The organism is Amycolatopsis deserti (genome assembly GCF_014653945.1).
GTDB lineage: Bacteria > Actinomycetota > Actinomycetes > Mycobacteriales > Pseudonocardiaceae > Amycolatopsis_E > Amycolatopsis_E deserti.
Genome location: NZ_BNAU01000005.1, coordinates 519,439 through 542,617 on the forward strand (window position 1 = coordinate 519,439; position 23,179 = coordinate 542,617).

Below are 23,179 nucleotides of genomic sequence, written 5' to 3' on the forward strand. Positions count from 1 at the left end.
GTGACTCTCTTGTGAAAGGCCCGCCCGCCGGCCCACCACCCTCAACGGACACGCTCCGCGTGGCTGAAAGGAATTCAATGTTCGAGTACTTCCCGGGCAACTACGTCTGGAACCTGGGCGTCGTCGCGACGCTCAACAGCGGCGGGCTCATCGACGAGGTCGATCGCGCCTGCCGTCCGATCAAGGAGGCCGCGCAGCGCGGTGAGGACGCCGGGACCGCCGACTTCCTGACGGCGTGGACCGCGTTGACCGACCAGCTCGTCGGGCAGGCCGAGGCGGCCGAGGCGGCCGGGCACACCCGCACCGCGCGGCAGTTGTACGCGCGGGCCACGAACTACCTGTGCCAGGCCGAGCGGATGCAGAGCGCGTCGGCGCCCGGGCGGCTGGACACCTACCGGCGGGTGCTCGCGTTGCAGGAGAAAGCGTTTGCGCCGGGTGTGTCGCGGGTGGAAATCCCGTACGAGGGCACGACGCTGCCCGCGTACTTCAGCGCGGCGCCGGTGGAGGGTCCGGCGCCGGTGATGATCATGTGGAACGGACTGGACTCGACCAAGGAGCACATGTACTCCTCCGGGCACTGGGAGGAGCTGGCGGCCCGCGGGATCTCGTGCCTGATGGTGGACTGCCCCGGGTCGGGGGAGGCGTTGCGGCTGCAGGGCCTGACGGCGCGGGTGGACACCGAGGCGTGGGCGGCGGCGTGTGTGGACTACCTGGTCGGGCGGTCCGATGTGGACTCGTCGCGGATCGGCCTGGTCGGCTGGTCGCTGGGCGGCTACTACGCGCCGCGCGCCGCGGCGTTCGAGAAGCGGCTCGCGCTGGTGGTGGCGTGGGGCGCGAACCACGACTGGGGGGCCGTGCAGCGGCGCCGCCTGGAGCGCGAGGGCGAGCGGCCGGTGCCGCACTACTGGGAGCACGTGCTGTGGGTGTGGGGGCACTCCGACCTGGCGGAGTTCATCGACTTCGCGGACGCGGTCAACCTGGACGGCGTGGCGGAGAAGATCGACGTCCCGTTCCTCATCTGCCACGGCGAGAACGACCGGCAGATCCCGCTGGCGTACGCCCACCGCTCCTACGAGCAGGCGACCGCCAGCCCGCGGCGCGACCTGCGGATCTTCACACCCGCCGAGGGCGCGACGGAGCACATCGGGCTGGACCACCTGCCCCACGTGAGCAGCTACATAGCCGACTGGGTGGCCGACGTGTTCGAAGGTCGCTGACCGGCGAGTGGGTCGTGTTGGGGCAGCTACCGCCCCAACACGACCCACTCGTCGTCCTGCTTGGAGTAGTCGATCTTTCCCGTCTCCGGCAGGACCGCGGTCACGATGTCGTGCTCGATGATGACGTCGAACATCAGCTCATCGTTGTAGCCGCAATGAGGGCACCGCGAGCCGTAGCCCCGTGCCGCCACGAGTGGACGGCCCGGCACGCCCGCGTCCCGTTCTCCCCAATGCAGTAAGTCGCCGATCCGGTACCGGCTGAGGTCGCACGCGCCGAACCTGAACTGCGCGTCGCGCCGGCTTGGCCGCCCACAGTCGCGGCAGATCTGCTCGCCGGGTACCTCCACCACGTTGAAGACGCCCATCGCTCAACCCCGTAGCTCGGACCGCGCGTCCATCAACGCGAAGCCCAGCAGGTTCAGCCCGGGCCACTGCTCCGGCTCCCGGGCGCGCGGGTCGTCCGCCGGGAGGCCGATTCCCCAGGTCGCGTCGACCGGGCTCGCCTCCACCAGCACCCGCTCGCCGGTGCCCAGCAGGAACCGGCGCAGCTCCGGGTGCTGCCCGAACTTCGCGACCGACCCCGCGACCACGATGTCGTACCGGGACGCCACCCAGCGCTCCTCGTCGAAGCCCGCCACCCGGTGGCCCAGCTCCTTGGCCCGTCGGGGGTGCGGCGCGCGCAGCACCTGCTCGGCCGTCGCCGTGTCGCCGAACAGCATCGCCTTGCGCCACATCATGTAGTGCTCCGCGGTGGCGAATTCGCGGCCGTCCACCGCGAACCGCGCCGGCCACCATTGGCTCAGGCACCCGCGCCCGGCACTGCCGTCCCGCTCCGGCCGGTGGCCCCAGAAGAACAGGTACTTCACGCGCTCGCCCCGGCGCGTGCGTTCGATCAGCTCCGCCCGCATGTCCGGCAGTATCGCCGATCGGAGTCCCGGAATCACCGTCTTTTCCCGCGCTGCGGCCGCTCTTGAGCAGCTCGCGGCCGCTCGACGCGGCACCGCCTGATCATCCGCGCTTGACCTCGAGTTAGCTGGAGCTCTTAGCGTTGTTCCCATGACGAACGCGACGGCGTCCGCGGTGCGGCTGCCACCCCGGACACTTCTGCTCACGCTGCTCGGCGTCAGCACGATGACCATCATGGCCAGCGCAACCATCACGCCGGCCCTGCCGGGCATGGAACACCACTTCGCGGCCACCCTGAACGCCGCGCTGCTGGTCCGCCTCGTGCTGACCCTGCCCGGCCTCGCGATCATGCTCGCCGCGCCGGTGCTCGCCCGGCTGAGCGGCCGCGCCGGGCGGGTCCGGGTGCTCGCGGCGGGCCTCACCCTCTACGTCGTCGGCGGCGGGTCGGGCCTGGTGCTCGACTGGCTGCCCGGGCTGCTGGCCGGCCGCGCGGTGCTGGGCGTGGGCATCGCGGCGATCATGGTCACCTCGACCGCCCTGCTCGCCGACCACTACCCGGCCACCGACCACGGCCGGGTGCTGGGCCTGCAGGGCGCCGCGATGGGGTTCGGCGGTGTCGTCGCCCTCCTGCTCGGCGGGGTGCTGGCCGACCTCAGCTGGCGTGGGCCGTTCGCGATCTACCTGCTCGCCCTGCCGATGCTCGCACTCGTCCTCCGGTTCGTGCCCGAGGCGCCGAAGGCCCCGGCGTCGCCGGACGGTCCACAAGGGACAACGCGGCTGTTCGGCCTGTACGCGCTGATGTTCCTCGGCGTGATCGTCTTCTACACCGTCCCCACGCAGGCGCCGTTCTGGCTGGGCGAGGTCACCGGCGCCGGCCCGGTCGTCGTGGGCGTGCTGATGGCCGCGCTGAACCTGGTCATGACGCTGGTCGGCCTGAACTTCCGGCGGCTGCGCGCCCGCTGGGACTTCCGGGTCCTCGCCGCGGCGGTCTTCGCCGCCTACGCGGCCGGCCTGGTCGTCCTCGGCCTCGCCGGCGGGATCTGGATGGCAGCGCTCGGCATGCTGATCACCGGCCTCGGCATCGGGCTGCAGAACCCGGTGTTCAACGGCTGGGTGGTGGCCTCGGTCGATCCCGCGGCACGCACCCGCGCGCTCGGGATGCTGACGTCGGCGTTGTTCCTCGGCCAGTTCGCCTCTCCGCTGATCGCGCAACCGGTGGTCGCCGGCGTCGGGCTCGGGACCACGTTCGTGCTCGCCGGCGCGCTCGGCCTGGTGATCTCCGTGGTGCTGGTTTTCCTGCGCGGCAGGGCAACCGCGGATTCGCCGGCGGCGTAGGGAGGTGCGTAAGCCCACCGACAGGGAGGAACGGGCATGCGCATCAAGGGAATCATCATGGGGGCGGCGACCGGGGCGATCGGGCTGGCGATGTTCGCCGCACCCGCCGCGAACGCGTCCGAGGGGTCGGACTGCGACCCGAACCCGGGATCGACCGGGTCGTGCGGGTGGATCAACGTCGAGCCGGACGTGGTCCACCGCGGCGACGTGGTGGACGTGGAAGCCAACTGCCGCAACGCGGTGGCGTCCCCGGTGTCGGACGTGCTGCTGAACTTCACCCCGACCGCCGAGCCCACCCACTGGTCGGCGACGGTCTCCCGCAAGGCCAAGCCGGGCGAACACACCGCCACGATCACCTGCCCGGAAAACACCTACACGACGACGTTCCTGGTGGTCCGTTAACAGAAGTGACGCCGCCGAGCGGTCCAAAGGGTGACCGCCCGGCGGTTCACCGAAGCGGCTTGCAGCCGACTCCGGCCAGGCTGCCTCGACGGGCACGCTGGTCGTGAAGTGCTCGCGGGATACCCGACCGCCAATCCGCCGCCGGAACCAAGCCCGGTGGGACCATCTCGAGCCCCCGGAAGAACTCCGATATCTCCTCAGCCGTCCGCGGGATCACCGTCGCCGAATTGCGGGTGTAACGCCGGACCAGCTCGGCGCGCGCATCGGGACTCGCCGACGCGTCGTCGACCGCTCCGTGCGAAATGACGAGATAGCTGCCCGGCGCGAAAGCCCCACCCCACTCGTGGACCAGTGGAGCGGGCTGGTCGACGAAATGCAGTACGGCATTCATGAGCAAAGCAGTGGGGTCCGAAAGGTTCAACACGCCGTCCAACTGCCGCAACGCGTCGGCCGGACGACGAAGATCACCGGAAATAACCTGAACGCGGGAATCATCACGGGTGAGGTCGGACAGCGCGGTGACAACATCCGGGTCGTTGTCGACATAGACGACGCGTGCGTCGTAGGCGAGTTCGTGGACGTTGCCCCCGGGAGTCGGATAGCCGGCTCCGATGTCGACGAACTGGCGTATCCCCTGATCGTGGCAGAAGGTGACCGCGCGCTTGAGAAACTCCCTGCTCAGCTGGGCCCACTCCACTATGAAAGGGATCAACGGGTAGACCGTCTCCTCGGCAAAGGTCCGTTCGAGGGCGCTGTGGTGCTCACCGCCGAGGTAGAGGTTGTACAGCCGGGACGCACTTGGGCGTTCGTCGTCAGTGGTCAAGGTCGGGCTTCTCCTTCGCTTGCCATACCGGCGCCGCCCAAGTGGGCGGTGTCGTTGTGGGTGACTTGCACCCAGCGATGGTGTCGCTCCCGAATTCCGGGTACGAGGGCCTGCCGCTCCCAGCGGGTGATGCCCGTCGGGGTCACCTCGAACCCGGCGTGCACCCGGACGTCCGGCGGCAACCGAAGGAACAGGTGAGCGGCTGCGGTGACGGTTTCCCCATGTCCGATGACGAGGATCCGCTCTCCATGATGCCGATCGAGCAGCCGGGTGAGCCCCGCGGTGACGCGGACGAAGTAGTCCTTCCAGGTCTCCGCTCCCGGCGCGATGGCGATCTCCAGCCCGTCCTCGGGCCCCGCGCGGACCTCGGAGAGCACTTCTCGCCAGGGACGGCCGTCGGCCTCGCCGTAGTCGGGATCGCGCAAGTCGTCGGCGACGGTGAGCGGAAGATCGAGCCGTGCTGCGACGATCTCGGCCGTTTCCGCAACACGCCGCACCGAAGTGGCGTACAGCGCGGCGAACCGCTTGGCGTCGTGCTCCTTCGCGAGGACGGCAGCCAGCCGGGCGGCTTGCCACCGCCCCAACTCGGTCAGTCCGGTACATCCGCGAGGGCCTCCCACAACCCCTTCTCGGCCGCACCGAGACTCCCCGTGGCGCGCGATAACCAAACCAGTGTTCTCCATCCTGGCCCTCCCGCCGGATTCCGCAGCCTTGACGAATCGCCCCGCACGGCGTACGCGCAGGGCAATACCGCTTCGGCCACGCCCGGAATGGCAACGGGACGGGCACAATGTGTCGGCAGCACCGCGTCCTACGGTGCTGCCGCGTAAAACGGTAAATACCGTCCCACCACCCCGTCTAGGCCTGGTCGGGTGGATCAGTTTCACCTGGCCTCACATTTGGTTAACCTCTGAACCGAGGTTCCGAATCGATCGGTACCTGACCGGACGAAGGTCGGTGAAGAACGTGAACGCCGCTCGGCGACAGCCGGGGACCGCGGAAGGAAACTGGGTACTGGTCGACACCCGGCCCGACGATCCTCGGCGCGACAGGCACCGCGGGCGCAAGGTGGGACTCCTCCTGGCGGTGGGCCAGGCGAGCTACCACGGAGTCGCGCCGCGGAACGCGCTCGACCATCGCCTGGCCCAGCACCTGCTCAGGTACCGGCTGGAGCAGGCCGTGCGCGAGGGGAACCGGGTCGAAGCGGACCGGGTGACCTACGCGGGCCGCGAGTGGAAAGTCCGCGTCCTGCCGATCACCTCCCCCGTCACTGGAACGGTGGTCGCGGCGATGGGGTGCTACCTCGACGCCGCCACGGACTGGGCAACGGTGCCGCCCCCGCTCGTGGGCAGTTGGGAGTGGCGGATCACCGAAGCGGGAGCCGATCACCAGAACACGATCGCCTGGACCGACGAACTGTTCGAGCTGTACGGCTTGGCCCCACCGGACGAGGAACGCCAGCCGGGCGCGCCGGAGGAGCCCGCGGTTCGCCGGCGATTTCCGCACGGCCGCTGGTGGGACGGCACCTACTTCCTGCACAACCTGGTGATGGACTCGTGGCGGCCCGCCGTTCAGGAGTTCCGGGACCGGCTCCTCCACGACAACAGTGGCGGCCTGCACCTCTGCAGCTTCAAGACCCAGCACCGGGTGACCGGCCAACCGGTCGCACTTCGCCTCGCCGGACGGGCCGCCGCCGGCATGCCGGGGTGGTTCCACGGCATCGCCACCATCGACGTCGGGGCGCGGGAGAACGCGACTTCTCCGACGCCTCGCCCACTGGCCCAGGCCTTTCTCGAAGCGTCCCGGGACCCGCTGATCGTCGTCGACCGGATGCTGGAAGAGCTGGACACCGCGAACTCGCTCTTCGACGGGTTGAACCTCGCGGTGCCGACCGACCACCACGTGCGCAAACTGGTGCACCCGTTCGACGTGCCCGCCCTGACCAAACTCTTGGGGGAAGCCGGAGCAGCACCGGAACACCCGGTGGGTCCGCAACGGCTGCGCCTCGCCACGTTGTCCGCGGAGGTGTGGCGCGAATTCGAGTTCCTGGCCGTCGGCGACGCGCCCACGCGGGGCGACGAGGTTCGTTACGTCGTGTGCCGGATCACCGAACCGGCGTGATGGCCTAGTTGTCCACTATGGCCACCGCACCGCGCATCGTGCGCTTGGCCCAGTCGGCGTGACTGACGTGGCTTCCCGGCTCGGGCAGGCAGTCCGGGAGGTACGTGATTGGGGTGACCAGCGTCATCCCGTCGAAGAACCGCTCGACCTGCGACACGTTGCGCAACACGAACGGGGTGCCGAGATCCTGTTCGTACACCTGCGAAAGCGCGATGAACGGTGCGAGAGCTTCCGCGGGAAGATCTTCACCGCAGCCAAGGGACAGCGCGAAACAGCTCCCGGGCGCCAACCGGTCGGTGTACTGCCCCACCACGTCGTAAAGGTCCTCACCGTCGCGGAGTTGCGCGAACGACAGGACGCAGAGCATGCCCAGCCAAACCGGCTCGCTGAAATCCAACTGGGCGCGCACCGCGCTGTCGTCGAAGATCATCTCGGGTTCCCGGAGGTCGGCGTGCACCACCGCGGTCTTCGCGTTCCCCGCCAGCAACCGCCGGTATTCCTGCACCGGCGCGTGCTCGTAGTCGACGTAGACGACCCGGGCGTCGGGCTGGCCGGGCTGCGCGACCTCGTGCACGTTGCCCCACCGGGGGAATCCGCAGCCCAGCTCGAGGAACTGGCGGACACCCGCGTTCAGCGCGTACCGCACGGACCGGACGAGGAACTGACGGTTGAACCGGGCCACGTTCTCCGGCACGTCGCGATGCTCCGGCGGAAATTCCGCGAGCATGCGGCGAGCCGCTTCCCGGTCGTGCTCGGTGACGCCGCTACCGCCCAACTGGACGTCGTAGACACCACCGCAGGTGGCGCGGTCCGTGGTGTGGCGAGGACCGTAGACGATCCCGGTCGACCCGCCGCCCGAATCACTCGCCATGGCTCCCCCGATTCCGCCATTCGTGGTGGAACATCAACATCTCCCGCTCAAAGTACGTCCTGCCGCTCATCCGGGCGGAGTGAACCGCACCGGGACCGGCTGACGCCCGAACAGACGGGACAGGATCAGCTTCCCCCGCCACCTCCACGCGGGACCGCTTCTGGTGACCGGTCCGGTGCCGCGGGCCGGAACCTCGGTGATTCGCGCGGTCACCGGCGCTCACCTCCGTCGCAGTTCGGTCAGCCGTGCTGTCAGCCCGGTGATCAGGAGCTCCAGCCCGGGCCCGCGGGACAGGCAGATCTCCACCATTACCGCAAGCGCGGCCAGCTCGCTCTCCGCGCCGAAGCCGGCCCGTTCCAGCTCCGCCACCACAGCCTCCAGCAGCGGGGCGGCGGGACCGGTTCCGGCGGCCACCGCCCGTCCGGCACCCGGATACCGGTCGAACACCTCGCGCATCCGGGCGGCAAGCACACGGATCCAGTCCGTCCACGAGCCGCGCTCGGGCAGTCGGATGGCGGCGCACACCTCCGCCACGACGGCCGCCTCCACGTCCGCCCGGTTGCCGACGTGGTAGCGGATCACGTTGGTGCGCGCGCCGACCGCGGTGGCCAAATCGCGCAGTGTCCAACCGGACAGGCCCCGCCGCCGAGTCAGGTCCAGTGCGGCCGTGACGACCACGGCAGGCGTGATCGGCGCGCGCTCACGGATGGGCGTCGACATCCCGGACCTCGATGCCGCTCTCGCTGTACCGGACCTCGATCTCCGCGCCCCCGCGGGTGTGGAAGTCGATGCGCGGGCGGGGCCGGCCCTGGCCGAACTCGAACTGGTGCCGCCCACTGTGCCCGGCGGGGAACGCGCAGAGCGGCGGATGCTCGGCGTCCGGGTCGAGAACCGCCCGCAGCAACGCGGGCCCGCCCCGCCGCGGCGGCGGGATCAGGCACTGCGGCCGGACCACCAGGTCCCGGCCGCACTCGTCCCACAGCACCCAGTGGTGCTCGTCGCCGGCGATCTGCACGCGTGCGCAGTGCCGCGGGTCGGCGCCGCCGTGACCGGGTTCGAGGACGCACTCGGCGTCCAGCCTCGGCACGAGCCGCCCGCCGGGCACCGCGGCCAGCTCGCGCAACGCCTCCTCCGGCAGGGTCGTGACGGCGCCGCAGACCCCGGCCCCCTCGTAATGGCGCAGCACCTCCCGCGTCGGCCGGAGCAGCCGCTGGTCCTGCAGGTCGGCCACGTGCAGACCGGCCCACGACCGCAGACCGGCGTGCTCCCGCTGCCCGGGCCACCAACGCACGCGCCCCAGCTGCTCCGGGCCGACGAGCGCGAACCGGGCGACCCGGCGCAGGTCCCACAGCACGCTCGTGAGGACAGCGGGCCCGAGCTCCCCCCAGTCGCGCTCCACCCACACGTCCCGCACCACCACCGCGCGCGCCGGACCCGCGGTGACCAGTGCGTCCATGGCAGCGGTCAACCTGCCTGTCGCGAGGTCCACGTGCTCGGCGAGGAACCCGCGCACGCCGTCGGCGAGCCCGTCGAACAACGCGAGGTCGATCTGCTCGAGCGTGCGCTCCGCCAGATCCACCACGGCCAGCTCCACGTGGCCCACCTCGTCCCCGAACGCCAGGGCCGCGGAGGAGGTCCACAGCTCGACGCGGTCGTCCAGCAGGGACGGCGTCGTCCACCAGGAGTAGCGGCGGACGTGGCTGATCTCGAGCGCGGCGAGGTCGCGCAGGGAGTGGACGAAGCCCGATGTCACAGCAGGATCCCGTTCGGCGAGGGTTCACGGCTGCCACACCCCATGATCGCGGGGACGGGCTCACCTCTTTGTATACCAGGACCGCCGCCCCCGCCAACCCCCGCGCGGGGCACGTTCGACCCGTAGGATCGACCGGCACTCATCTGGTCGATGGGAGGACTGGTGGTCGCCGAGGAGGAGACGGCGGGTGTGCGTGCGCTGTGGCATGCCCGGCGTGTTCCGGACGCCGCCGACGTGCTCGCCGCCGCTCGGCGGATCGGCGGGCACCTCGCCGACGGGCTGACCGCGCCGGGCACCCGGGCGGCGGCCAAGGGCGTCCGCTCCCTGCTCGGCGTGCCCGCGGCCGGCCTGGCCGACCTCTCCGGCGCCATCACCTGGGCCGGCCACCCGGCCGACGAGGACGCCGCCCGCGAACTCGTCTCCGCCGTCCTGCACAGTGAGACCCCCGGCGGGAAGGCGCCGCTGCGGGCGGTGCCCCTCGACGTCGACGACGAGCTCGCCGGCGTGCTCGTCGTCGAAGGCGACGCCCCGCGCAGAGCCGTGCAGGAGGTCGCGAAACTCGTGTCCGCCGCGCTCGAACGGGGCAGGCTGGAGGCCTCCGCCGAGCGGGCCGCCCAATCGGAGCTGCGGGCCCTGCGCGCGGAGATCTCCCCGCACTTCGTCTACAACGCGCTCACCGTCATCGCATCCCTGGTGCGCTCCGACCCGGACCGCTCCCGCGAGCTGATGCTCGACTTCGCCGACTACATCCGGCACAGTCTCGCCAAGCACGGCGAGTACACCGCGCTCGCGGACGAGTTCCACGCCATCGAGACCTACCTCGCCCTGCAGCGCGCCGTCCTCGGCGACCGGTTGCGCGTGCAGATCCGCGTTGCGCCGGACGTGCTCGCTGTGCCGGTGCCCTACCTGGTGCTGCAGCCGCTGGTCGAGAATGCGATCCGGCACGGGATCGAGCCGCTCGGCAAGCCCGGCACGGTCTCGGTGCGCGGCGAGGCGGAAGGGAACGACTGCGTGATCAGCGTGGAGGACGACGGCGTCGGCATGCCGCCCGCGGACGCCGAAGCGGTGCTCTCCGGCGACGGCGAGCGCGTCGGGCTGGCCAACGTCGACCGGCGCCTGCGCAGCGTGTACGGCCCGTGGTACGGCCTGGTGGTGGAGACCGCGCCGGGCGCGGGCACCCGGGTCGTGGTGCGGGTGCCGATGTTCCAGCCCGGGGTGATCCTGCCGTGAGCGGGCTGCGCGTGCTCGCGGTGGACGACGTGCCGCCCGCGCTCGAGGACATCTGCCAGCTGCTGCGGGAAGCCCCCGAGGTGGCGGAGGTGACCGGCGCCGGTGACGCGCTGACCGCGCTGCGGATGATCCAGAGCGAGCGGTTCGACGCGGTGTTCCTGGACATCTCGATGCCCGGCCTGGACGGTCTCGAACTGGCCGGGCTGCTGGCGAAGCTGAGCGAACCGCCGGTGATCGTGTTCGTCACCGCGCACGACGGGCACGCGGTGACCGCCTACGGCATCGGCGCGGTGGACTACCTGCTGAAACCCGTGCGCGCGGAACGGTTGTCGGCCGCGCTGGGCAAGGTGCTGCGGATGCTGCCCGCGGGCGCGCCGCGGTCCCCCGAGCTGGCCGACGCGCTCGCCGCGCTGCCGGTGGAGTCTCGCGGGCGGACGCGGTACGTGCGGCGCAGCGAGGTGCTGTTCGTCGAGGCGCACGGCGACTACGTCAAGCTGCACACGCGCGGTGGGGTGCACGAGGTGCGGATGCCGATCTCGCGGCTCGCCGAGTACTGGGAGGGCAGCGGGTTCGTGCGGGTGCACCGCGGGTTCCTGGTCGCGCTGGACGCGGTGCGCGAGCTGCGCAGCGATTCGGTGGGCGGCCTGCTGGCGCACACCGCGGCCGGGGACGTCCCGGTGAGCCGCCGGCATGCCCGTGAGCTGCGGGAACGCCTGTTGCGCGCGGCCCAGCGCAGCGAGCTGAACCAGCGGGGGCGTTGATGCCCAACCGTCGCGTCGCCGTGATGAGTCCGCAGACCCGGCTCGCCCATGCGCGCCGCCGGCAGCGGGGGCGCTGGCGGCTGCCGCGCCTGGAAGCCGCCGACGCCGAGCGCGCCCTGCGGAACTACCGCCTGCAACGCCGCCGCGCCGTGGCCGCCCTCCTGCTGCTCTTCGCGATCCTCGCCGGGCTGCCCGTTCTGTTCGCCCTCTGGCCCGCGCTCGACCGGACCCGCCTGGCCGGGGTGCCGGTCTCCTGGCTGGTCCTGGCGGTCGGGCCGTACCCGCTGCTCATCGCGCTCGGGCACTGGCACCTGCGCCGCGCGGAACGGGCCGAGCGGCGCTGATGACCGGTCTGTTCGCGGTCGCCCCGGTCGTCCTCGTCACGCTGCTCATCGGGCTGCGCGGGGTCGCCGCGATGCGCACCACGTCGGACTTCCTCGTCGCCTCCCGGCGGGTCACCCCGCTGCTCAACTCGGCCGCCGTATCGGGCGAGTACCTGTCCGCGGCCTCATTCCTCGGCGTCGCCGGGCTCGTCGTCAAGGACGGCGTCGGCGCGCTCTGGTACCCGGTCGGCTTCACCGCCGGGTACATCGCCATGCTCGTCCTCGTCGCCGCGCCCATGCGCCGCTCCGGCGCGCTCACCGTGCCCGACTTCGCCGAGGCCCGCCTCGCCTCACCCGCGCTGCGCCGGCTCGCCGCCGTCGTCGTGCTCGTCATCGGCGCGCTCTACCTCGTCCCCCAGTTCCGCACCTCCGGCCTGGTGCTGAGCGTGGTCAGCGGCACGCCCTACTGGGTCGGCGTCGTCCTCGCCGGAGCCGCGGTCGCCACCACGCTCGCGCTCGGCGGGATGCGCGCCGCGACCTACGTGCAGGCCTTCCAGTTCGTGCTGAAGGTCGTGCTGTTCGCCGTCCCCGCGCTGTGGCTGGCGATCACCGCCGGCGCCGCCGTCCGCGACGAGGCCCTGCACCCCGCCGAGTTCACCCAGCTGCGCCAGGACACCCGCGTGGTCTTCCGCGTCGACGTCACCCTGGAGGCCGCCCAGCCCATCCAGGCCAGGCAACCCGACGGCACCCCGGTCACGCTCGCCCCGGGCCCGCACACCTTCGCCGCCGGGGAGGAACTCGTCTTCCGCGCCGGGCAACCGGTCCCCCAGGTCCAGGGCGTCGCCGCGCCCGGCGCGCCGGGCTGGGAACGGCCACTGCTGAACCTGAACAACGAAGGCCACCCGCTGCTCGGCACGCTCGCCGTGCTGGTCGCGATCGTGCTGGGCACCATGGGCCTGCCGCACGTGATCATGCGCTTCCACACCAGCCCGGACGGCCGCGCCGCCCGCCGCACCGCCGCCCTGACCGTGGCGCTGCTGTCCGCCTTCTACGTCTTCCCCGGCGTCTACGGCGTGCTCGGCCGGGTCCTGGTGCCGCACCTGTACCTGTCCGGCGCCACCGACACCGCGGTCGTCGCGCTGCCACTGCAGGTGGACACCGGCTGGGCGGGCACGCTGTTCACCGGGCTGCTCACCGCGGGCGCGTTCGCCGCGTTCCTCGCCACCTCGCTCGGCCTGCTGATCGCGGTGTCCGGCGCGATCGCGCACGACCTCGCGCCGGGCGGACTGGCCCGTCTGCGCGGCACCGTGGTCGCCGCCGCGGCCGCGGTGGTGCTGCTCGCCCTGTTCGCGGTGCACCTGGACGCGGGGGTGCTCGTCACGTGGGGGTTCACCGTCGCCGCGTCGACGTTCTGCCCGCTGCTCGTCCTCGGGATCTGGTGGTCGCGGCTGACCGCGCGCGGCGCGATCGCCGGGGTGCTCACCGGGTTGCTCGCCTCCTCCGGCGCGATCCTCGCGACCATGGCCGGGGCCGAGGTGCACGGCGTGCTCGCCATCCTGCTCGCCCAGCCCGCGCCCTGGTCGGTTCCGCTGGCTTTCGGCACCATGGTGGTGGTGTCCCTGCGCGGACGGCCGCCGGCCTGGGCGATCACCGCCATGTTGCGGCTGCACCTGGACGAGAACCCGCCGCACCAGGCCGGGCCGCGCCGCCGTTCGACCGGTTTCCGCTACCGCTTGTCGACCGTTCGTCGCGCCCGCTGACGGTTGGTCGTCACGGCGCGGCACCGCACGTCGTGACCTCCTAACGTGTCCGCCACCACACGACAAGGAGGTCTCCAGTGGCGGCCACCGAGCACGATCTCGGCCACGAGGAGTGGACGCGCGTCCACTCCAGCCCCGAATTCGCGCAGTTGCGCCGAAGGCTGCGGGGCTTCGTCTTCCCGATGACCGCGTTGTTCCTGGGCTGGTACCTGCTCTACGTCCTGCTCGCCGACTACGCGCACGGGTTCATGTCGATCAAGCTGGTCGGCAACTTCAACGTCGGGCTGCTGCTGGGACTGCTGCAGTTCGTGTCCACGTTCCTGATCACCGGTCTCTACGTCCGCTTCGCCAACCGGAAGCTGGACCCAATCGCCGACCGCATCCGTGACGAAGTCGAGGGAGGCGCGCGATGACCCTCGCCGCGGGAGTCGCGGGCAGCAGCCCCGCGCTCAACATCAGCATCTTCGCCCTGTTCGTGGTCATCACCCTGGTGATCGTGCTGCGCGCGAGCCGGAACACCAAGACCGCGTCGGACTACTACGCGGCCGGTCGCGCGTTCACCGGTCCGCAGAACGGCATCGCGATCGCCGGTGACTACCTGTCGGCCGCGTCGTTCCTCGGCATCGCCGGCGCCATCGCCGTCTACGGCTACGACGGGTTCCTGTACTCGATCGGGTTCCTGGTGGCGTGGCTGGTCGCGCTGCTGCTGGTCGCCGAGCTGCTGCGCAACACCGGCAAGTTCACCATGGGCGACGTGCTGGCGTTCCGGATGCGGCAGCGGCCGGTGCGCGCGGCGGCGGCGACGTCCACGCTCGCGGTGAGCTTCTTCTACCTGCTGGCGCAGATGGCCGGCGCCGGGATCCTCGTTTCGCTGCTGCTCGGCGTGTCCAGTGGGCTCGGCCAGTCGGTGGTCATCGCCGTCGTCGGCGTCGTGATGATCATCTACGTGCTCGTCGGTGGCATGAAGGGCACCACCTGGGTGCAGATCATCAAGGCGGTCCTGCTGATCGCGGGCGCCGCGCTGATGACCGTGTGGGTGCTGGGCAAGCACGGCTTCGACCTGTCCGCGCTGCTGCAGGGCGCGGTGGACCGGTCCGGGGAGAAGATCCTCGACCCGGGTGCGCGATACGGCGCCACCGGAACGTCCAAAATAGACTTCCTGTCGCTGGGCCTGGCGCTGGTGCTGGGTACCGCCGGGCTGCCGCACGTCCTGATGCGGTTCTACACCGTGCCCACCGCGAAGGAAGCCCGCCGCTCGGTGGTGTGGGCGATCGCGTTGATCGGCCTGTTCTACCTGTTCACACTGGTGCTGGGCTACGGCGCGAACGCACTGGTCGGCGCGGACGCGATCAAGAAGGCGCCGGGGTCGGAGAACGCGGCGGCCCCGCTGCTGGCGCTGGAGCTGGGCGGCCCGGTGCTGCTCGGGTTCATCGCCGCGGTCGCGTTCGCGACGATCCTCGCCGTGGTGGCCGGCCTGACGATCACCGCGTCGGCGTCGTTCGCGCACGACATCTACGCCAACGTGATCAAGAAGGGCAAGGTGGACACCCGCAACGGTGAGGTGCGGGTCGCCCGGATCACCGCGGTGGTGATCGGCGCGGTCGCGATCGTCGGCGGCATCCTGGCGAAGAACCAGAACGTCGCGTTCCTGGTCGCGCTGGCGTTCGCGGTGGCGGCGTCGGCGAACCTGCCGACGATCCTGTACTCGCTGTTCTGGAAGCGGTTCAACACCTCGGGCGCCCTGTGGAGCATCTACGGCGGCCTGGCGATCACGATCACGCTGATCGTGTTCTCGCCGGCCGTGTCCGGGACGCCGAAGTCGATGCTGCCGCACGCGGACTTCGACTGGTTCCCGCTGCAGAACCCGGGCCTGGTGTCGATCCCGGCGTCGTTCCTGCTCGGCATCGTCGGCACGCTGCTGTCGAAGGAGCACGACGAGCGCAAGCACGCGGAGATGGAGGTCCGCTCGCTGACCGGCGCCGGTGCCGAGAAGGCGACGGCGCACTAGCGACCGGCGCCTCGCCCGAGCCCCCGGCACCCCTGCCCTGGTGCCGGGGGCTCGTTCACGCCGAGGCGCCGTCCACCAGCGCGATGCCCAGCGGGGTCAGCGAGTGCCGCACCGTGTTGCGGTTGCGGTGACTGGCGATCAGGCCCGCCGCGCGCAGCACCGACATGTGCTTGCTCGCCGCGGACGGGGTGACTCCCAGCCGTGCCGCCAGGTCCGAGGTGCTGCACCCCGCGGCCGCCAGGGTCATCGCCGCCGCGCGGGTGGGGCCCAGCAGCGCGGCGAGGGCGCGCGGGGTGGCGTGCGGGGCGCGGCGGATGCGCGGGTCCTCCGCCAAGGCGGGGTATCCCAGGCGCACCGGGCCGGCCGAGCCGGGGACGATCCACGGCTGCGCCGTGAAGTAGGTGGGCACAAGCAGCACCCCGGCGCTCCGGCGTGGCGTGCCCGGGCCCGCCACGCCGGTCACCAAGTACGGCGGCTCCCAGCGCAGCATCGGGCGCAGCGTGGCCAGCAGGCCGTCCACCCCGCCGGTGGCCAGCGCCTGGATCCGCGCCTGCCGGTCCACCTCGACGCGGGCGCGCACGCTGTCCCAGTGCGGCGCCAGCGCGATCATGAAGTACTCCCGCAGCGCCTGCACCAGCCGCGACAGGGCGGCGTCCTCGCCTTGCCGCAGCGCCGCGGCCCACGGCGGCAGATCACGCGGCTCCGGCAACCCGGCCAGCGCGGTCCGCACCCGGTCCGGCGGCGTCTCCAGCACCGCGGCGAGCCCGGACGCCAGGTCACCGCCCGCGGGCAGCAGGAACTCCGGCACCTCCCCCGAGCCGTAGAGCCACCGCAGCACCGGGAACGACTCCGGCAGCCGGCCGCGGACGCGCCGCCGCCACCAGCCGAACGCCACCTCGTCGTCCCGCAGCAGCCGCACGCTGCTCGCCAGCTCCCAGCACGGATCGGCCACGTCGCATAGCCCCACGCGGGTCAGATCGCGCGACTTCAGCTCCAGGCGCACCGGCGATCCTTTCCGCGTCGAGGGGCAGCACTGGGGAGATCGTTCGCGATGCCGGACCGTTACACCGTTGAACAGCGTTGTTGAGCGGCCAGGAAATGTTGTCGACGCCGGAGCGCCCCCGTGGGGAAGATCCAGTCCCGGGGTGCGGCCGGAGGATTCCCGCGCCCCGTCACGGAATGGGGAATTCATGAAAAGACTCAAGCGGCCGTTCGCGGCCGCGGCGCTGCTGGCCGGCCTGCTCTCGCTGTTCGTCGCGCCCAGCGCCGGTGCCGCCCAGCAGAACGGCGAGCCGGTCACGTCCCTGGACGGGCTGGTGCTGCGCCCGGCGCACCCGAACCAGGTCAAGGGCGGCATCACCACGATGGCCGACGAGCAGGCCTACCTGCTCGGGCCCGCCTCGGACCCGACGCGCTGCCTCGACGCCGACCTCAACACCATCAACCGCAACGGCACCAAGGTGCAGCTGTGGGCCTGCGACGAGTACGCGGCCCAGCAGGGCTGGTACATCCGGCAGATCCCCGAGGGCTACTACCGGCTGCAGAACGCCTACAGCGGCCGGTACCTGGACGCCGACCTGAACACGATCAACCGCAACGGCACGGTCGTGCAGCTGTGGGACTACGTGGCGGGCGCGAAGAACCAGTGGTTCGCGGTGAGCAAGATCCCCGAGGGCTACCTGCGGTTGCAGAACGTGCACAGCGGCCGGTACCTGGACGCGGACCTGAACACCAGCGGCCGCAACGGCACCGTCGTGCAGCTGTGGCAGTACGTGGCGGGCGCGAAGAACCAGTGGTGGTTCTGACCCGGTGACACCCGCTAGTCGCGGTGCTCGCGCAGGAACGTGAGCACCGCGGCGACGCGGCGGTGCACCGGCTCCTCGGCGAGCCCGAGCTTGCCGAAGATCGAGTTCACGTGCTTTTCCAGGGTGGACGCCGACAGGTGGAGGCTGGCCTCGATACCGGCGTTCGTCTTGCCCTGCGCCATCTCCCGCAGCACGTCGAGCTCACGCGGCGTGAGCGCGGTCAGCGGTGAGGTGACCGTGCGCGTCCGCCGGGCGACCAGCGCGTCGACCACCTGCGGATCGATGACCGACCCGCCGCGGGCCACCGCCCGCAGCGCCCGGATCAGGTCCTCCAGATCGCCGAGCCGGTCCTTCAGCAGGTAGGCCAGTCCCGCGGTCCCGTCGCGCAGCAGGGCGAACGCGTAGCTCTCATCGGTGTGCTGGGACAGCACCGCCACCCCGGTCCCGGGGTGCTCGGCCTGGATGGCGTGCGCCGCCTCGATCCCCTCCATGTGGTGCCCGGGCGGCATCCGGATGTCGGTGAGCACCGCGTCCGGCCGCAGCCGCCGCACCGCGTCCCGCAGCTCGTCGGCGTTGCCGACCGCGGCCAGGACCTCGACCTCCCCGGAATCCTCCAGCAGGCGCCGGGTGCCCTCGCGGACGAGGTAGTTGTCCTCCGCGAGCACGATCCGCAGCCGCTCAGCCATGACCGGCACCCACCGGCAGCTCCGCGCACACCGTGGTGCCCGCACCGGTCGCGCTGTCCACCCGCAGCCGGCCGCCGATCGCCTCGACCCGGTCGCGCAGGTTCGTCAGCCCGTGGCCGCTCTCCCCCGCCACCAGCCCGACCCCGTCGTCGTGCACCCGCACGACCAGCGTGCCGTCGTGCCGCGCCAGGTCGATGTCCGCGCTCCGCGCCGCGGCGTGCTTGACCACGTTCGTCAGCGCCTCGCAGATCACGAAGTACGCCGCGCCCTCGACCTCCGGCCCCAGCCGCTGCCCGCGCAGCGCGTCACCGGCCCGCACGACCACCTCCAGTGGCAGCCGGTCCGCCCGCGCCTCGACCGCCGCGACCAGCCCCTGGTCGCTCAGCACCGGCGGGTGGATGCCGTGCGCCAGCTCCCGCAGGTCGGTGAGCAGGTCCCGCGCGTCGCGCTGCAGCTCGTCCAGTACGTCGGCGGGCTCGCGCTCGCCCCGGCCGACCTGGTTGCGCGCCAGCCGCAGCTTCATGATCAACGCGACCACCTGCTGCTGCGCGCCGTCGTGGATGTCGCGCTCGATCCGGCGCCGCTCGCCGTCCTCCGCGGCGACCAGGCGCGCCCGTGACCGGCCCAGCTCGGCGACCTGCTCGGCCAGGCGCGCGGTGAGCCCGACGTTGGCGATCGCCGGTGCGGCCTGCCGGGCCAGCGTGGCGAGCAGGTCCCGGTCCGCCTCGTCGTAGCCGCCCTCGCGCGGCCCGCACTCGATGTGCCCGATCACCTCGCCGCCGCGCTCCAGCGGCACCCGCAGCGCGGGTGGCCCGTGCGGCTCGCCGGCGGTGGCTGCCGATCCGGGCACCGACACCCGCACCCAGGGCGCGGACAGGCCGCGGCACACCGTCCCGGCCAGCCGCGGCAGCAACTCGCCGAGGTCGAGCGTGTTCTCCAGCGCGACCCCGAAGTCGGTCACCAGCTGGTAGCGGTTGACGCGTTCGCCGAACACCAGGCGGCCGGCCAGCGCCTCGAGACGGCGGCGCACCGGCTGGATCGCGGCGGCCACGGCGATCGTCAGCACGACCGCCAGGTCCACCGGCAGCCGGTCGCCGAGCGCGAGCCCGGGGGCCGCGGCCAGTCCGAAGTAGACGGCGGCGATCCCCGCCGACAGCACGGCGAACACCATCGAGCGGTGCAGCGCCACCTCGATGTCGAACAGCCGGTGCCGCACCACGCCGATGACGATGGCCACCGGGAGCATCGCGAGCAGGACCACCCCGGCCGCCTCGATCAGCCGCACCCACCACGGTTCCGGATCGCCGTACCGGCCGGCGAGAGCCAGCTGCGCGGGGTAGACCACCACCAGCAGCGCGGACACGACGACGAGCAGCCGCATACGTGCCCGCTGCGCGCGTCCGGCCCGCGCGAACCGGACGAACAGCAGGCACACCGCGACGAAACCGTAGTAGCCCAGCATGACGGCGGTGAGCGGGCCGGCCAGCCAGGACAGCCACGGCACGGCGAACGGGCTCGGGATCACCGGGGCGTTGTCGAGCAGGTAGCCGTCCACGACGAGGGTCGGCCGGGCCAGCAACAGCAACGGAGGCAACAGCAGGTGCGCCCACAGCACCCGCAGCACGACCCGCTGCCAGCGGTGCTCGACCACACCGTCCGGAAAGGACGCCATCAGCAGGGCCGCGCCGATCATCGCGAGCAGGCCGGTGTACTGCCAGACCACGTTGGCGAGCCAGAACCAGTCGCCCGCCCCGCCGCGGTAGTAGGCGGAGCGGATCGGCCCCTCGATGCCGACGTTGACCGCCAATGCGCTGCCCACCAGGAGCAGCCGCCGGGCCTGCGGGTGATCGGGTCTGCGGCGCACCAGCCACACCGCGACCACGAACAGCGGCGCGACGCCGAACGCGGGCCAGCCCAGCGCGCCGAGCTTCCCGCCGGATTCCGCGGCGATCAGCGCCCGCCCGATGGCCGCGGCCAGCCCGGCGGCGCCGAGCACGATGCCCGTCCACCTCAGGGCCGCGGACCCCTGGACCATCCCAGCATTGTCGGCCGCCGGGCACCGGGAGTCCATGGTGGAAGACCGCGCCCCACCCCCGCGGTCCGCCCCGTTCCGGCGCGTCCCGCGCGCTCCTACGGTCCGGGGACCTGCACGAGGAGCGAGGTGACCGAGATGACCGGGACCATGACCAGGACACGACGGGACGCGAGCGGGTTCGCCCTGACCGCCGGGGTGGTGGGGGCCGCCGCCAACGTGTTGCTGATCCTGTTCTTCGCCTCCGGGGAGGCGTGGCGGGACGTGCCGGGGCCGCTGGCCTGGACGGGGCCGGTGAACGACGTGCTCGTGGCGCTCCAGTTCGCGGCGCTGGTGCCGGTCGCGATCGCCCTGGGCACCCGGGCGGCCGTCGTCGGCCTGACCGCGATGACCGGTGTCGTCGTGCTGCAGTCGCTGCTGCTGGCGGAGGTGCTGGAGTTCGAGACGCAGGTGTGGTGGGTGAGCGGCTGCTTCGGGTTCGTGTTCGCCTGGGTGCTGCTGGTCAGCCGCCGGCTGCCGCGGACGGTGCGGCGCTGCGGCACGGTGGTCGGCGCAGGGTACGTCGCCGGGGCGCTGCTGGTGTGGGGCGCGCTCGGGCTGCCGTCCGAGTCGCCCGCGCAGTACGCCGTCGGCGGTCTCGGGCTGGTCCTCGGCGCGATCGGCTGGCTCGGCCTGCCGGTCTGGTCGCTGCTGCTGGCGCGCGGGAGCCGGCGATGACCGCGACGGCGCAGGCGCGGGTCGCCGGACCGCGCCGGACGCTCGCGGCGCTGCGGGTGGTCACCGCGCTGCACGCGGTGGCCGTGCTGGCGCAGCCCGTGCTCGCCGGCGAGTTCCTGGCCGGGGAGATCGACGCGCTCGACCTGCACGAGCTGAACTCGATGGTCGTCAGCGGGTTCGGCGTGATCCAGGTGGTCGTCGCGGTGGTGTACGTCTGGGCCGGGCACGGCCGGTTCTGGCCGCTGGCCGCGTCGGCCGGGATCGCGCTCGTCGAGCAGGTCCAGAGCGGGTTCGGGTATGCGGGCGACGTGGCGGTCCACATCCCGCTCGGGGTGTCCGTGGTGGCCGTGCAGATCCTGCTCACCGTGTGGCTGTTCCGGGACGCCGCGGCGCGGAGGCGGTCGCGATGAGGGTGACCCGGCGCGGTTTCCTCGGCGCGGCCGGACTGGCCGGGCTCGCCGCGGCCGGGTTCGGGCCGCTGCTCGCCACACCGAACCAGACCGCGGAGCTCCTGCGCAGCACCGCGCGGCTGCCCGAGCCGTTCACGGTGCCCCTGCCGGTCCCGCCGGAGGTGACCGGCGACCACGTCCGGATCACCCAGCGGTTGACCGGCATCGAGATCCTGCCCGGCCTGCGCACCCCGGTGTTCGCCTACGACGGGCGGTTCCCCGGGCCGACGGTGGTCAGCCGCAGCGGCCGGCCGCAGGTCGTCACGCACGACAACCAGTTGCCGGTGCCCACCGTGGTGCACCTGCACGGCGGCCACACCCCGCCCGAGCACGACGGCTTCCCCACCGAGGCGGCCCACGGCGCCCGCGACCACGTCTACCCGGGCACCCAGCGGGCGGCCACGCTCTGGTACCACGACCACCGCATGGACTTCACCGGCCCGCAGGTCTACCGCGGCCTGCTCGGGCTGCACCTGGTCCGCGACGACGAGGAGGACGCGCTCCCGCTCCCGCGTGGCGACCGCGAGATCCCGCTGGTGATCACCGACCGCGCGTTCGCCGAGGACGGCTCCTTCGCCTACCCGTCGCTGGATCCGGCCCTGCGCGTGCCGGGCGTGGCGGAGGACTTCATGGAGGGCGTGCTCGGGGACGTCGTCCTCGTCAACGGCGCGCCGTGGCCGGTGCTGGAGGTCGCCGCGGTGCGGTACCGGTTCCGGATCCTCAACGCCTCCAACGCCCGCCGCTACCTGCTCGCCCTGCGGCCGGGCGCACCCCTGGTGCAGATCGGGTCCGACGGCGGCCTGCTGGAAACCCCGGTCACGCACGCCGAACTGCCCGTGGCGCCCGGCGAGCGGTTCGACGTCGTGGCCGACTTCAGCGCCTTCGCCCCGGGCACCGAGGTGACGTTGCGGAACCTCATCGGCGACCGCACGACCTCCGACGTGATGCGGTTCCGGGTGACCCGGCGGGCCGCCGAGGACAGCGCGGTGCCGCCGGTGCTGAGCCGGATCGAGCGCCTCGACCCCGCCCGGGCGGCGCGGACGCGCGAGTGGCGGTTCGCGCTGGAGCACCACGGCGACCACCGCATGTGGATGGTCAACGGCGACCGGTTCGACCCGGACGGCTCCGACGCCGATCCGGTCCTCGGCCGGACCGAGGTGTGGCGGCTGGTCAGCGACGCCCACCACCCGGTCCACGTCCACCTGAGCCCGTTCCAGGTGCTCGCCCGCCGTGGTGGCCCGCCGTCACCCGCGGACGCCGGGTGGAAGGACACGGTGGACCTGCGGCCCCACGAGTACCTCGACCTGGCCGTCCGCTTCACCGGCTACGCGGGCCGGTACGTGCTGCACTGCCACAACCTGGAGCACGAGGACATGGCGATGATGGCCACCTTCACGACCCGATGACCGGGACTGACCGGTTTCAGCGCGGGATCCACAGGAACCACGGCCACCCGGGCGGATCCTCGGCGAGACAGGCCGGATCCGTGCTGACCGCCAGGACGGCCCAGCTATTTCCCACGCCCAGAACGCCCACGTAACCACCCCCGCGCCCAGGATCACCGCGGCCGCCACCAGCACCACGCCCGCCGTCCTGAATCGCAGGGCGGCCTGAGCGACCGCCCACCAGGCGACGCCGGTGTAGGCGACCCCGCAGGCACCAGCGGAGATCGCCCGGCTCGTCGTCCGGCATGAAACGAAGATCGCCGCTTCGGATATGGTTGTTACCGTGGTGGCGCTACGCGGTATTCGCGCTGCGCAGCGCCGGAACGCAAGCCGGCAACGGAAAACAACCACCCCACGAGCCACCCCTCTCCCGCAACCCGATCCCCAGCCAAATCGGTTGCCGAGCAGTCGGGTCAAGGTACTCTTTCCAGCCTTGACGCGACTTCTCGGCAACCGAACACTGAAAGATCGGGTTCGGGAGGGGCAAATCCGGGCGTAGCGAAGCGAAGCCGGCGCTTTCAGCCGCGCGCAGCGC

Annotated in this window: 24 protein-coding genes; 14 read left to right on the top strand and 10 right to left on the bottom strand. The window is 72.0% G+C overall.

Translation table 11 applies throughout. From position 1 onward, the window contains the following. The first annotated feature begins 77 nt into the window (after positions 1-77). Positions 78-1,217 (top strand): alpha/beta hydrolase family protein, encoded by a 1,140-nt coding sequence (locus IE290_RS23590; RefSeq protein ID WP_191246849.1) that lies wholly within the window; start codon positions 78-80, stop codon positions 1,215-1,217. 26 nt (positions 1,218-1,243) lie between these two features. Here IE290_RS23590 and IE290_RS23595 read toward each other — a convergent pair whose 3' ends face one another. Next, positions 1,244-1,582 carry a hypothetical protein gene (locus tag IE290_RS23595; RefSeq protein WP_191246850.1) on the bottom strand — a complete coding sequence of 113 codons (339 nt, stop codon included), beginning with the start codon at positions 1,580-1,582 and terminating at the stop codon, positions 1,244-1,246. A gap of 3 nt (positions 1,583-1,585) precedes the next feature. Further along, the gene (ybiA, locus tag IE290_RS23600; protein ID WP_191246851.1) at positions 1,586-2,125 is read right to left on the bottom strand and encodes a riboflavin biosynthesis intermediates N-glycosidase; all 540 of its coding nucleotides are present in this window, start codon (positions 2,123-2,125) and stop codon (positions 1,586-1,588) included. 148 nt (positions 2,126-2,273) lie between these two features. Here ybiA and IE290_RS23605 point away from each other — a divergent pair, with 148 nt between their 5' ends. Next, entirely contained in the window at positions 2,274-3,458 is a 1,185-nt protein-coding gene (locus IE290_RS23605; protein ID WP_191246852.1) for an MFS transporter, read from the top strand. Positions 3,459-3,494: 36 nt separating this feature from the next. After that, positions 3,495-3,860, top strand: a complete 366-nt coding sequence (locus IE290_RS23610) for a hypothetical protein (RefSeq protein ID WP_191246853.1) — start codon at positions 3,495-3,497, stop codon at positions 3,858-3,860. A 46-nt stretch (positions 3,861-3,906) separates the two neighbouring features. On the opposite strand, the gene IE290_RS23615 is transcribed toward IE290_RS23610, so the two are convergent. Further along, positions 3,907-4,683 (bottom strand): SAM-dependent methyltransferase, encoded by a 777-nt coding sequence (locus IE290_RS23615; protein ID WP_191246854.1) that lies wholly within the window; start codon positions 4,681-4,683, stop codon positions 3,907-3,909. Next, positions 4,680-5,366 carry a histidine phosphatase family protein gene (locus IE290_RS23620; RefSeq protein WP_191246855.1) on the bottom strand — a complete coding sequence of 229 codons (687 nt, stop codon included), beginning with the start codon at positions 5,364-5,366 and terminating at the stop codon, positions 4,680-4,682. The genes IE290_RS23615 and IE290_RS23620 overlap by 4 nt, the downstream gene beginning before the upstream one ends. Before the next feature lie 385 nt (positions 5,367-5,751). Here IE290_RS23620 and IE290_RS23625 point away from each other — a divergent pair, with 385 nt between their 5' ends. Further along, positions 5,752-6,804 carry a hypothetical protein gene (locus IE290_RS23625; protein ID WP_191246856.1) on the top strand — a complete coding sequence of 351 codons (1,053 nt, stop codon included), beginning with the start codon at positions 5,752-5,754 and terminating at the stop codon, positions 6,802-6,804. A 4-nt stretch (positions 6,805-6,808) separates the two neighbouring features. On the opposite strand, the gene IE290_RS23630 is transcribed toward IE290_RS23625, so the two are convergent. The 3 genes from IE290_RS23630 to IE290_RS23640 all read right to left on the bottom strand — a co-directional run bounded on the left by IE290_RS23630 (position 6,809) and on the right by IE290_RS23640 (position 9,428). Beyond that, positions 6,809-7,675 (bottom strand): SAM-dependent methyltransferase, encoded by an 867-nt coding sequence (locus tag IE290_RS23630; protein WP_191246857.1) that lies wholly within the window; start codon positions 7,673-7,675, stop codon positions 6,809-6,811. A gap of 219 nt (positions 7,676-7,894) precedes the next feature. Then, positions 7,895-8,395, bottom strand: coding sequence for a TetR family transcriptional regulator (locus IE290_RS23635; RefSeq protein ID WP_191246858.1), 501 nt, complete (start codon positions 8,393-8,395; stop codon positions 7,895-7,897). Continuing rightward, a complete protein-coding gene (locus tag IE290_RS23640) occupies positions 8,376-9,428 on the bottom strand; it encodes a hypothetical protein (protein ID WP_191246859.1) in 1,053 nt (350 codons plus the stop codon). Before IE290_RS23640 ends, IE290_RS23635 begins: the two co-directional genes overlap by 20 nt. Before the next feature lie 150 nt (positions 9,429-9,578). Here IE290_RS23640 and IE290_RS23645 point away from each other — a divergent pair, with 150 nt between their 5' ends. The 6 genes from IE290_RS23645 to IE290_RS23670 all read left to right on the top strand — a co-directional run bounded on the left by IE290_RS23645 (position 9,579) and on the right by IE290_RS23670 (position 15,510). Then, on the top strand, positions 9,579-10,658 hold the full coding sequence (locus IE290_RS23645) for a sensor histidine kinase (protein WP_373300501.1): 1,080 nt from the start codon (positions 9,579-9,581) through the stop codon (positions 10,656-10,658). Then, positions 10,655-11,419, top strand: a complete 765-nt coding sequence (locus tag IE290_RS23650) for a LytR/AlgR family response regulator transcription factor (RefSeq protein ID WP_191246860.1) — start codon at positions 10,655-10,657, stop codon at positions 11,417-11,419. Before IE290_RS23645 ends, IE290_RS23650 begins: the two co-directional genes overlap by 4 nt. Continuing rightward, positions 11,419-11,763, top strand: a complete 345-nt coding sequence (locus IE290_RS23655; protein WP_191246861.1) for a hypothetical protein — start codon at positions 11,419-11,421, stop codon at positions 11,761-11,763. Before IE290_RS23650 ends, IE290_RS23655 begins: the two co-directional genes overlap by 1 nt. Beyond that, the gene (locus tag IE290_RS23660) at positions 11,763-13,502 is read left to right on the top strand and encodes a sodium/solute symporter (RefSeq protein WP_191246862.1); all 1,740 of its coding nucleotides are present in this window, start codon (positions 11,763-11,765) and stop codon (positions 13,500-13,502) included. Before IE290_RS23655 ends, IE290_RS23660 begins: the two co-directional genes overlap by 1 nt. Before the next feature lie 77 nt (positions 13,503-13,579). Further along, positions 13,580-13,915 (top strand): DUF485 domain-containing protein, encoded by a 336-nt coding sequence (locus IE290_RS23665; RefSeq protein WP_094004135.1) that lies wholly within the window; start codon positions 13,580-13,582, stop codon positions 13,913-13,915. Then, the gene (locus IE290_RS23670; RefSeq protein ID WP_191246863.1) at positions 13,912-15,510 is read left to right on the top strand and encodes a monocarboxylic acid transporter; all 1,599 of its coding nucleotides are present in this window, start codon (positions 13,912-13,914) and stop codon (positions 15,508-15,510) included. The genes IE290_RS23665 and IE290_RS23670 overlap by 4 nt, the downstream gene beginning before the upstream one ends. 55 nt (positions 15,511-15,565) lie before the next feature. Here the strand turns inward: IE290_RS23670 and IE290_RS23675 are convergent, their stop codons facing one another. Then, a complete protein-coding gene (locus IE290_RS23675) occupies positions 15,566-16,513 on the bottom strand; it encodes an ArsR/SmtB family transcription factor (RefSeq protein WP_191246864.1) in 948 nt (315 codons plus the stop codon). Between the two features lie 187 nt (positions 16,514-16,700). Here IE290_RS23675 and IE290_RS23680 point away from each other — a divergent pair, with 187 nt between their 5' ends. After that, positions 16,701-17,315 carry an RICIN domain-containing protein gene (locus IE290_RS23680; protein ID WP_191246865.1) on the top strand — a complete coding sequence of 205 codons (615 nt, stop codon included), beginning with the start codon at positions 16,701-16,703 and terminating at the stop codon, positions 17,313-17,315. Between the two features lie 14 nt (positions 17,316-17,329). Here IE290_RS23680 and IE290_RS23685 read toward each other — a convergent pair whose 3' ends face one another. Together IE290_RS23685 and IE290_RS23690 are read right to left on the bottom strand one after the other, a co-directional pair. Further along, a complete protein-coding gene (locus IE290_RS23685; RefSeq protein WP_191246866.1) occupies positions 17,330-18,001 on the bottom strand; it encodes a response regulator transcription factor in 672 nt (223 codons plus the stop codon). After that, complete coding sequence (locus IE290_RS23690; protein ID WP_191246867.1) at positions 17,994-20,036, bottom strand: sensor histidine kinase; 2,043 nt, start codon at positions 20,034-20,036, stop codon at positions 17,994-17,996. Before IE290_RS23690 ends, IE290_RS23685 begins: the two co-directional genes overlap by 8 nt. Positions 20,037-20,171: 135 nt before the next feature. On the opposite strand from IE290_RS23690, the gene IE290_RS23695 reads away from it, so the two are divergent. Genes IE290_RS23695 through IE290_RS23705 form a run of 3 tightly spaced genes read left to right on the top strand, consistent with a single transcriptional unit; the run spans position 20,172 to position 22,605 of the window. After that, positions 20,172-20,750, top strand: coding sequence for a hypothetical protein (locus IE290_RS23695; protein ID WP_191246868.1), 579 nt, complete (start codon positions 20,172-20,174; stop codon positions 20,748-20,750). Beyond that, a complete protein-coding gene (locus IE290_RS23700) occupies positions 20,747-21,160 on the top strand; it encodes a hypothetical protein (protein ID WP_191246869.1) in 414 nt (137 codons plus the stop codon). Before IE290_RS23695 ends, IE290_RS23700 begins: the two co-directional genes overlap by 4 nt. Continuing rightward, positions 21,157-22,605, top strand: a complete 1,449-nt coding sequence (locus IE290_RS23705) for a multicopper oxidase family protein (RefSeq protein WP_191246870.1) — start codon at positions 21,157-21,159, stop codon at positions 22,603-22,605. The genes IE290_RS23700 and IE290_RS23705 overlap by 4 nt, the downstream gene beginning before the upstream one ends. The last annotated feature ends 574 nt before the right edge of the window (positions 22,606-23,179 follow it).

Excerpts from the sequence above, each read along its gene's own strand:
- IE290_RS23660 (WP_191246862.1), top strand. The coding sequence starts at position 11,763 with ATGACCGGTCTGTTCGCGGTCGCCCCGGTCGTCCTCGTCACGCTGCTC.
- IE290_RS23690 (WP_191246867.1), bottom strand. The coding sequence starts at position 20,036 with ATGGTCCAGGGGTCCGCGGCCCTGAGGTGGACGGGCATCGTGCTCGGC.
- IE290_RS23655 (WP_191246861.1), top strand. The coding sequence starts at position 11,419 with ATGCCCAACCGTCGCGTCGCCGTGATGAGTCCGCAGACCCGGCTCGCC.
- IE290_RS23630 (WP_191246857.1), bottom strand. The coding sequence starts at position 7,675 with ATGGCGAGTGATTCGGGCGGCGGGTCGACCGGGATCGTCTACGGTCCT.
- ybiA (WP_191246851.1), bottom strand. The coding sequence starts at position 2,125 with ATGCGGGCGGAGCTGATCGAACGCACGCGCCGGGGCGAGCGCGTGAAG.
- IE290_RS23700 (WP_191246869.1), top strand. The coding sequence starts at position 20,747 with ATGACCGCGACGGCGCAGGCGCGGGTCGCCGGACCGCGCCGGACGCTC.
- IE290_RS23595 (WP_191246850.1), bottom strand. The coding sequence starts at position 1,582 with ATGGGCGTCTTCAACGTGGTGGAGGTACCCGGCGAGCAGATCTGCCGC.
- IE290_RS23695 (WP_191246868.1), top strand. The coding sequence starts at position 20,172 with ATGACCGGGACCATGACCAGGACACGACGGGACGCGAGCGGGTTCGCC.
- IE290_RS23610 (WP_191246853.1), top strand. The coding sequence starts at position 3,495 with ATGCGCATCAAGGGAATCATCATGGGGGCGGCGACCGGGGCGATCGGG.
- IE290_RS23685 (WP_191246866.1), bottom strand. The coding sequence starts at position 18,001 with ATGGCTGAGCGGCTGCGGATCGTGCTCGCGGAGGACAACTACCTCGTC.
- IE290_RS23620 (WP_191246855.1), bottom strand. The coding sequence starts at position 5,366 with ATGGAGAACACTGGTTTGGTTATCGCGCGCCACGGGGAGTCTCGGTGC.
- IE290_RS23635 (WP_191246858.1), bottom strand. The coding sequence starts at position 8,395 with ATGTCGACGCCCATCCGTGAGCGCGCGCCGATCACGCCTGCCGTGGTC.
- IE290_RS23590 (WP_191246849.1), top strand. The coding sequence starts at position 78 with ATGTTCGAGTACTTCCCGGGCAACTACGTCTGGAACCTGGGCGTCGTC.
- IE290_RS23680 (WP_191246865.1), top strand. The coding sequence starts at position 16,701 with ATGAAAAGACTCAAGCGGCCGTTCGCGGCCGCGGCGCTGCTGGCCGGC.
- IE290_RS23605 (WP_191246852.1), top strand. The coding sequence starts at position 2,274 with ATGACGAACGCGACGGCGTCCGCGGTGCGGCTGCCACCCCGGACACTT.
- IE290_RS23670 (WP_191246863.1), top strand. The coding sequence starts at position 13,912 with ATGACCCTCGCCGCGGGAGTCGCGGGCAGCAGCCCCGCGCTCAACATC.
- IE290_RS23705 (WP_191246870.1), top strand. The coding sequence starts at position 21,157 with ATGAGGGTGACCCGGCGCGGTTTCCTCGGCGCGGCCGGACTGGCCGGG.
- IE290_RS23645 (WP_373300501.1), top strand. The coding sequence starts at position 9,579 with ATGGGAGGACTGGTGGTCGCCGAGGAGGAGACGGCGGGTGTGCGTGCG.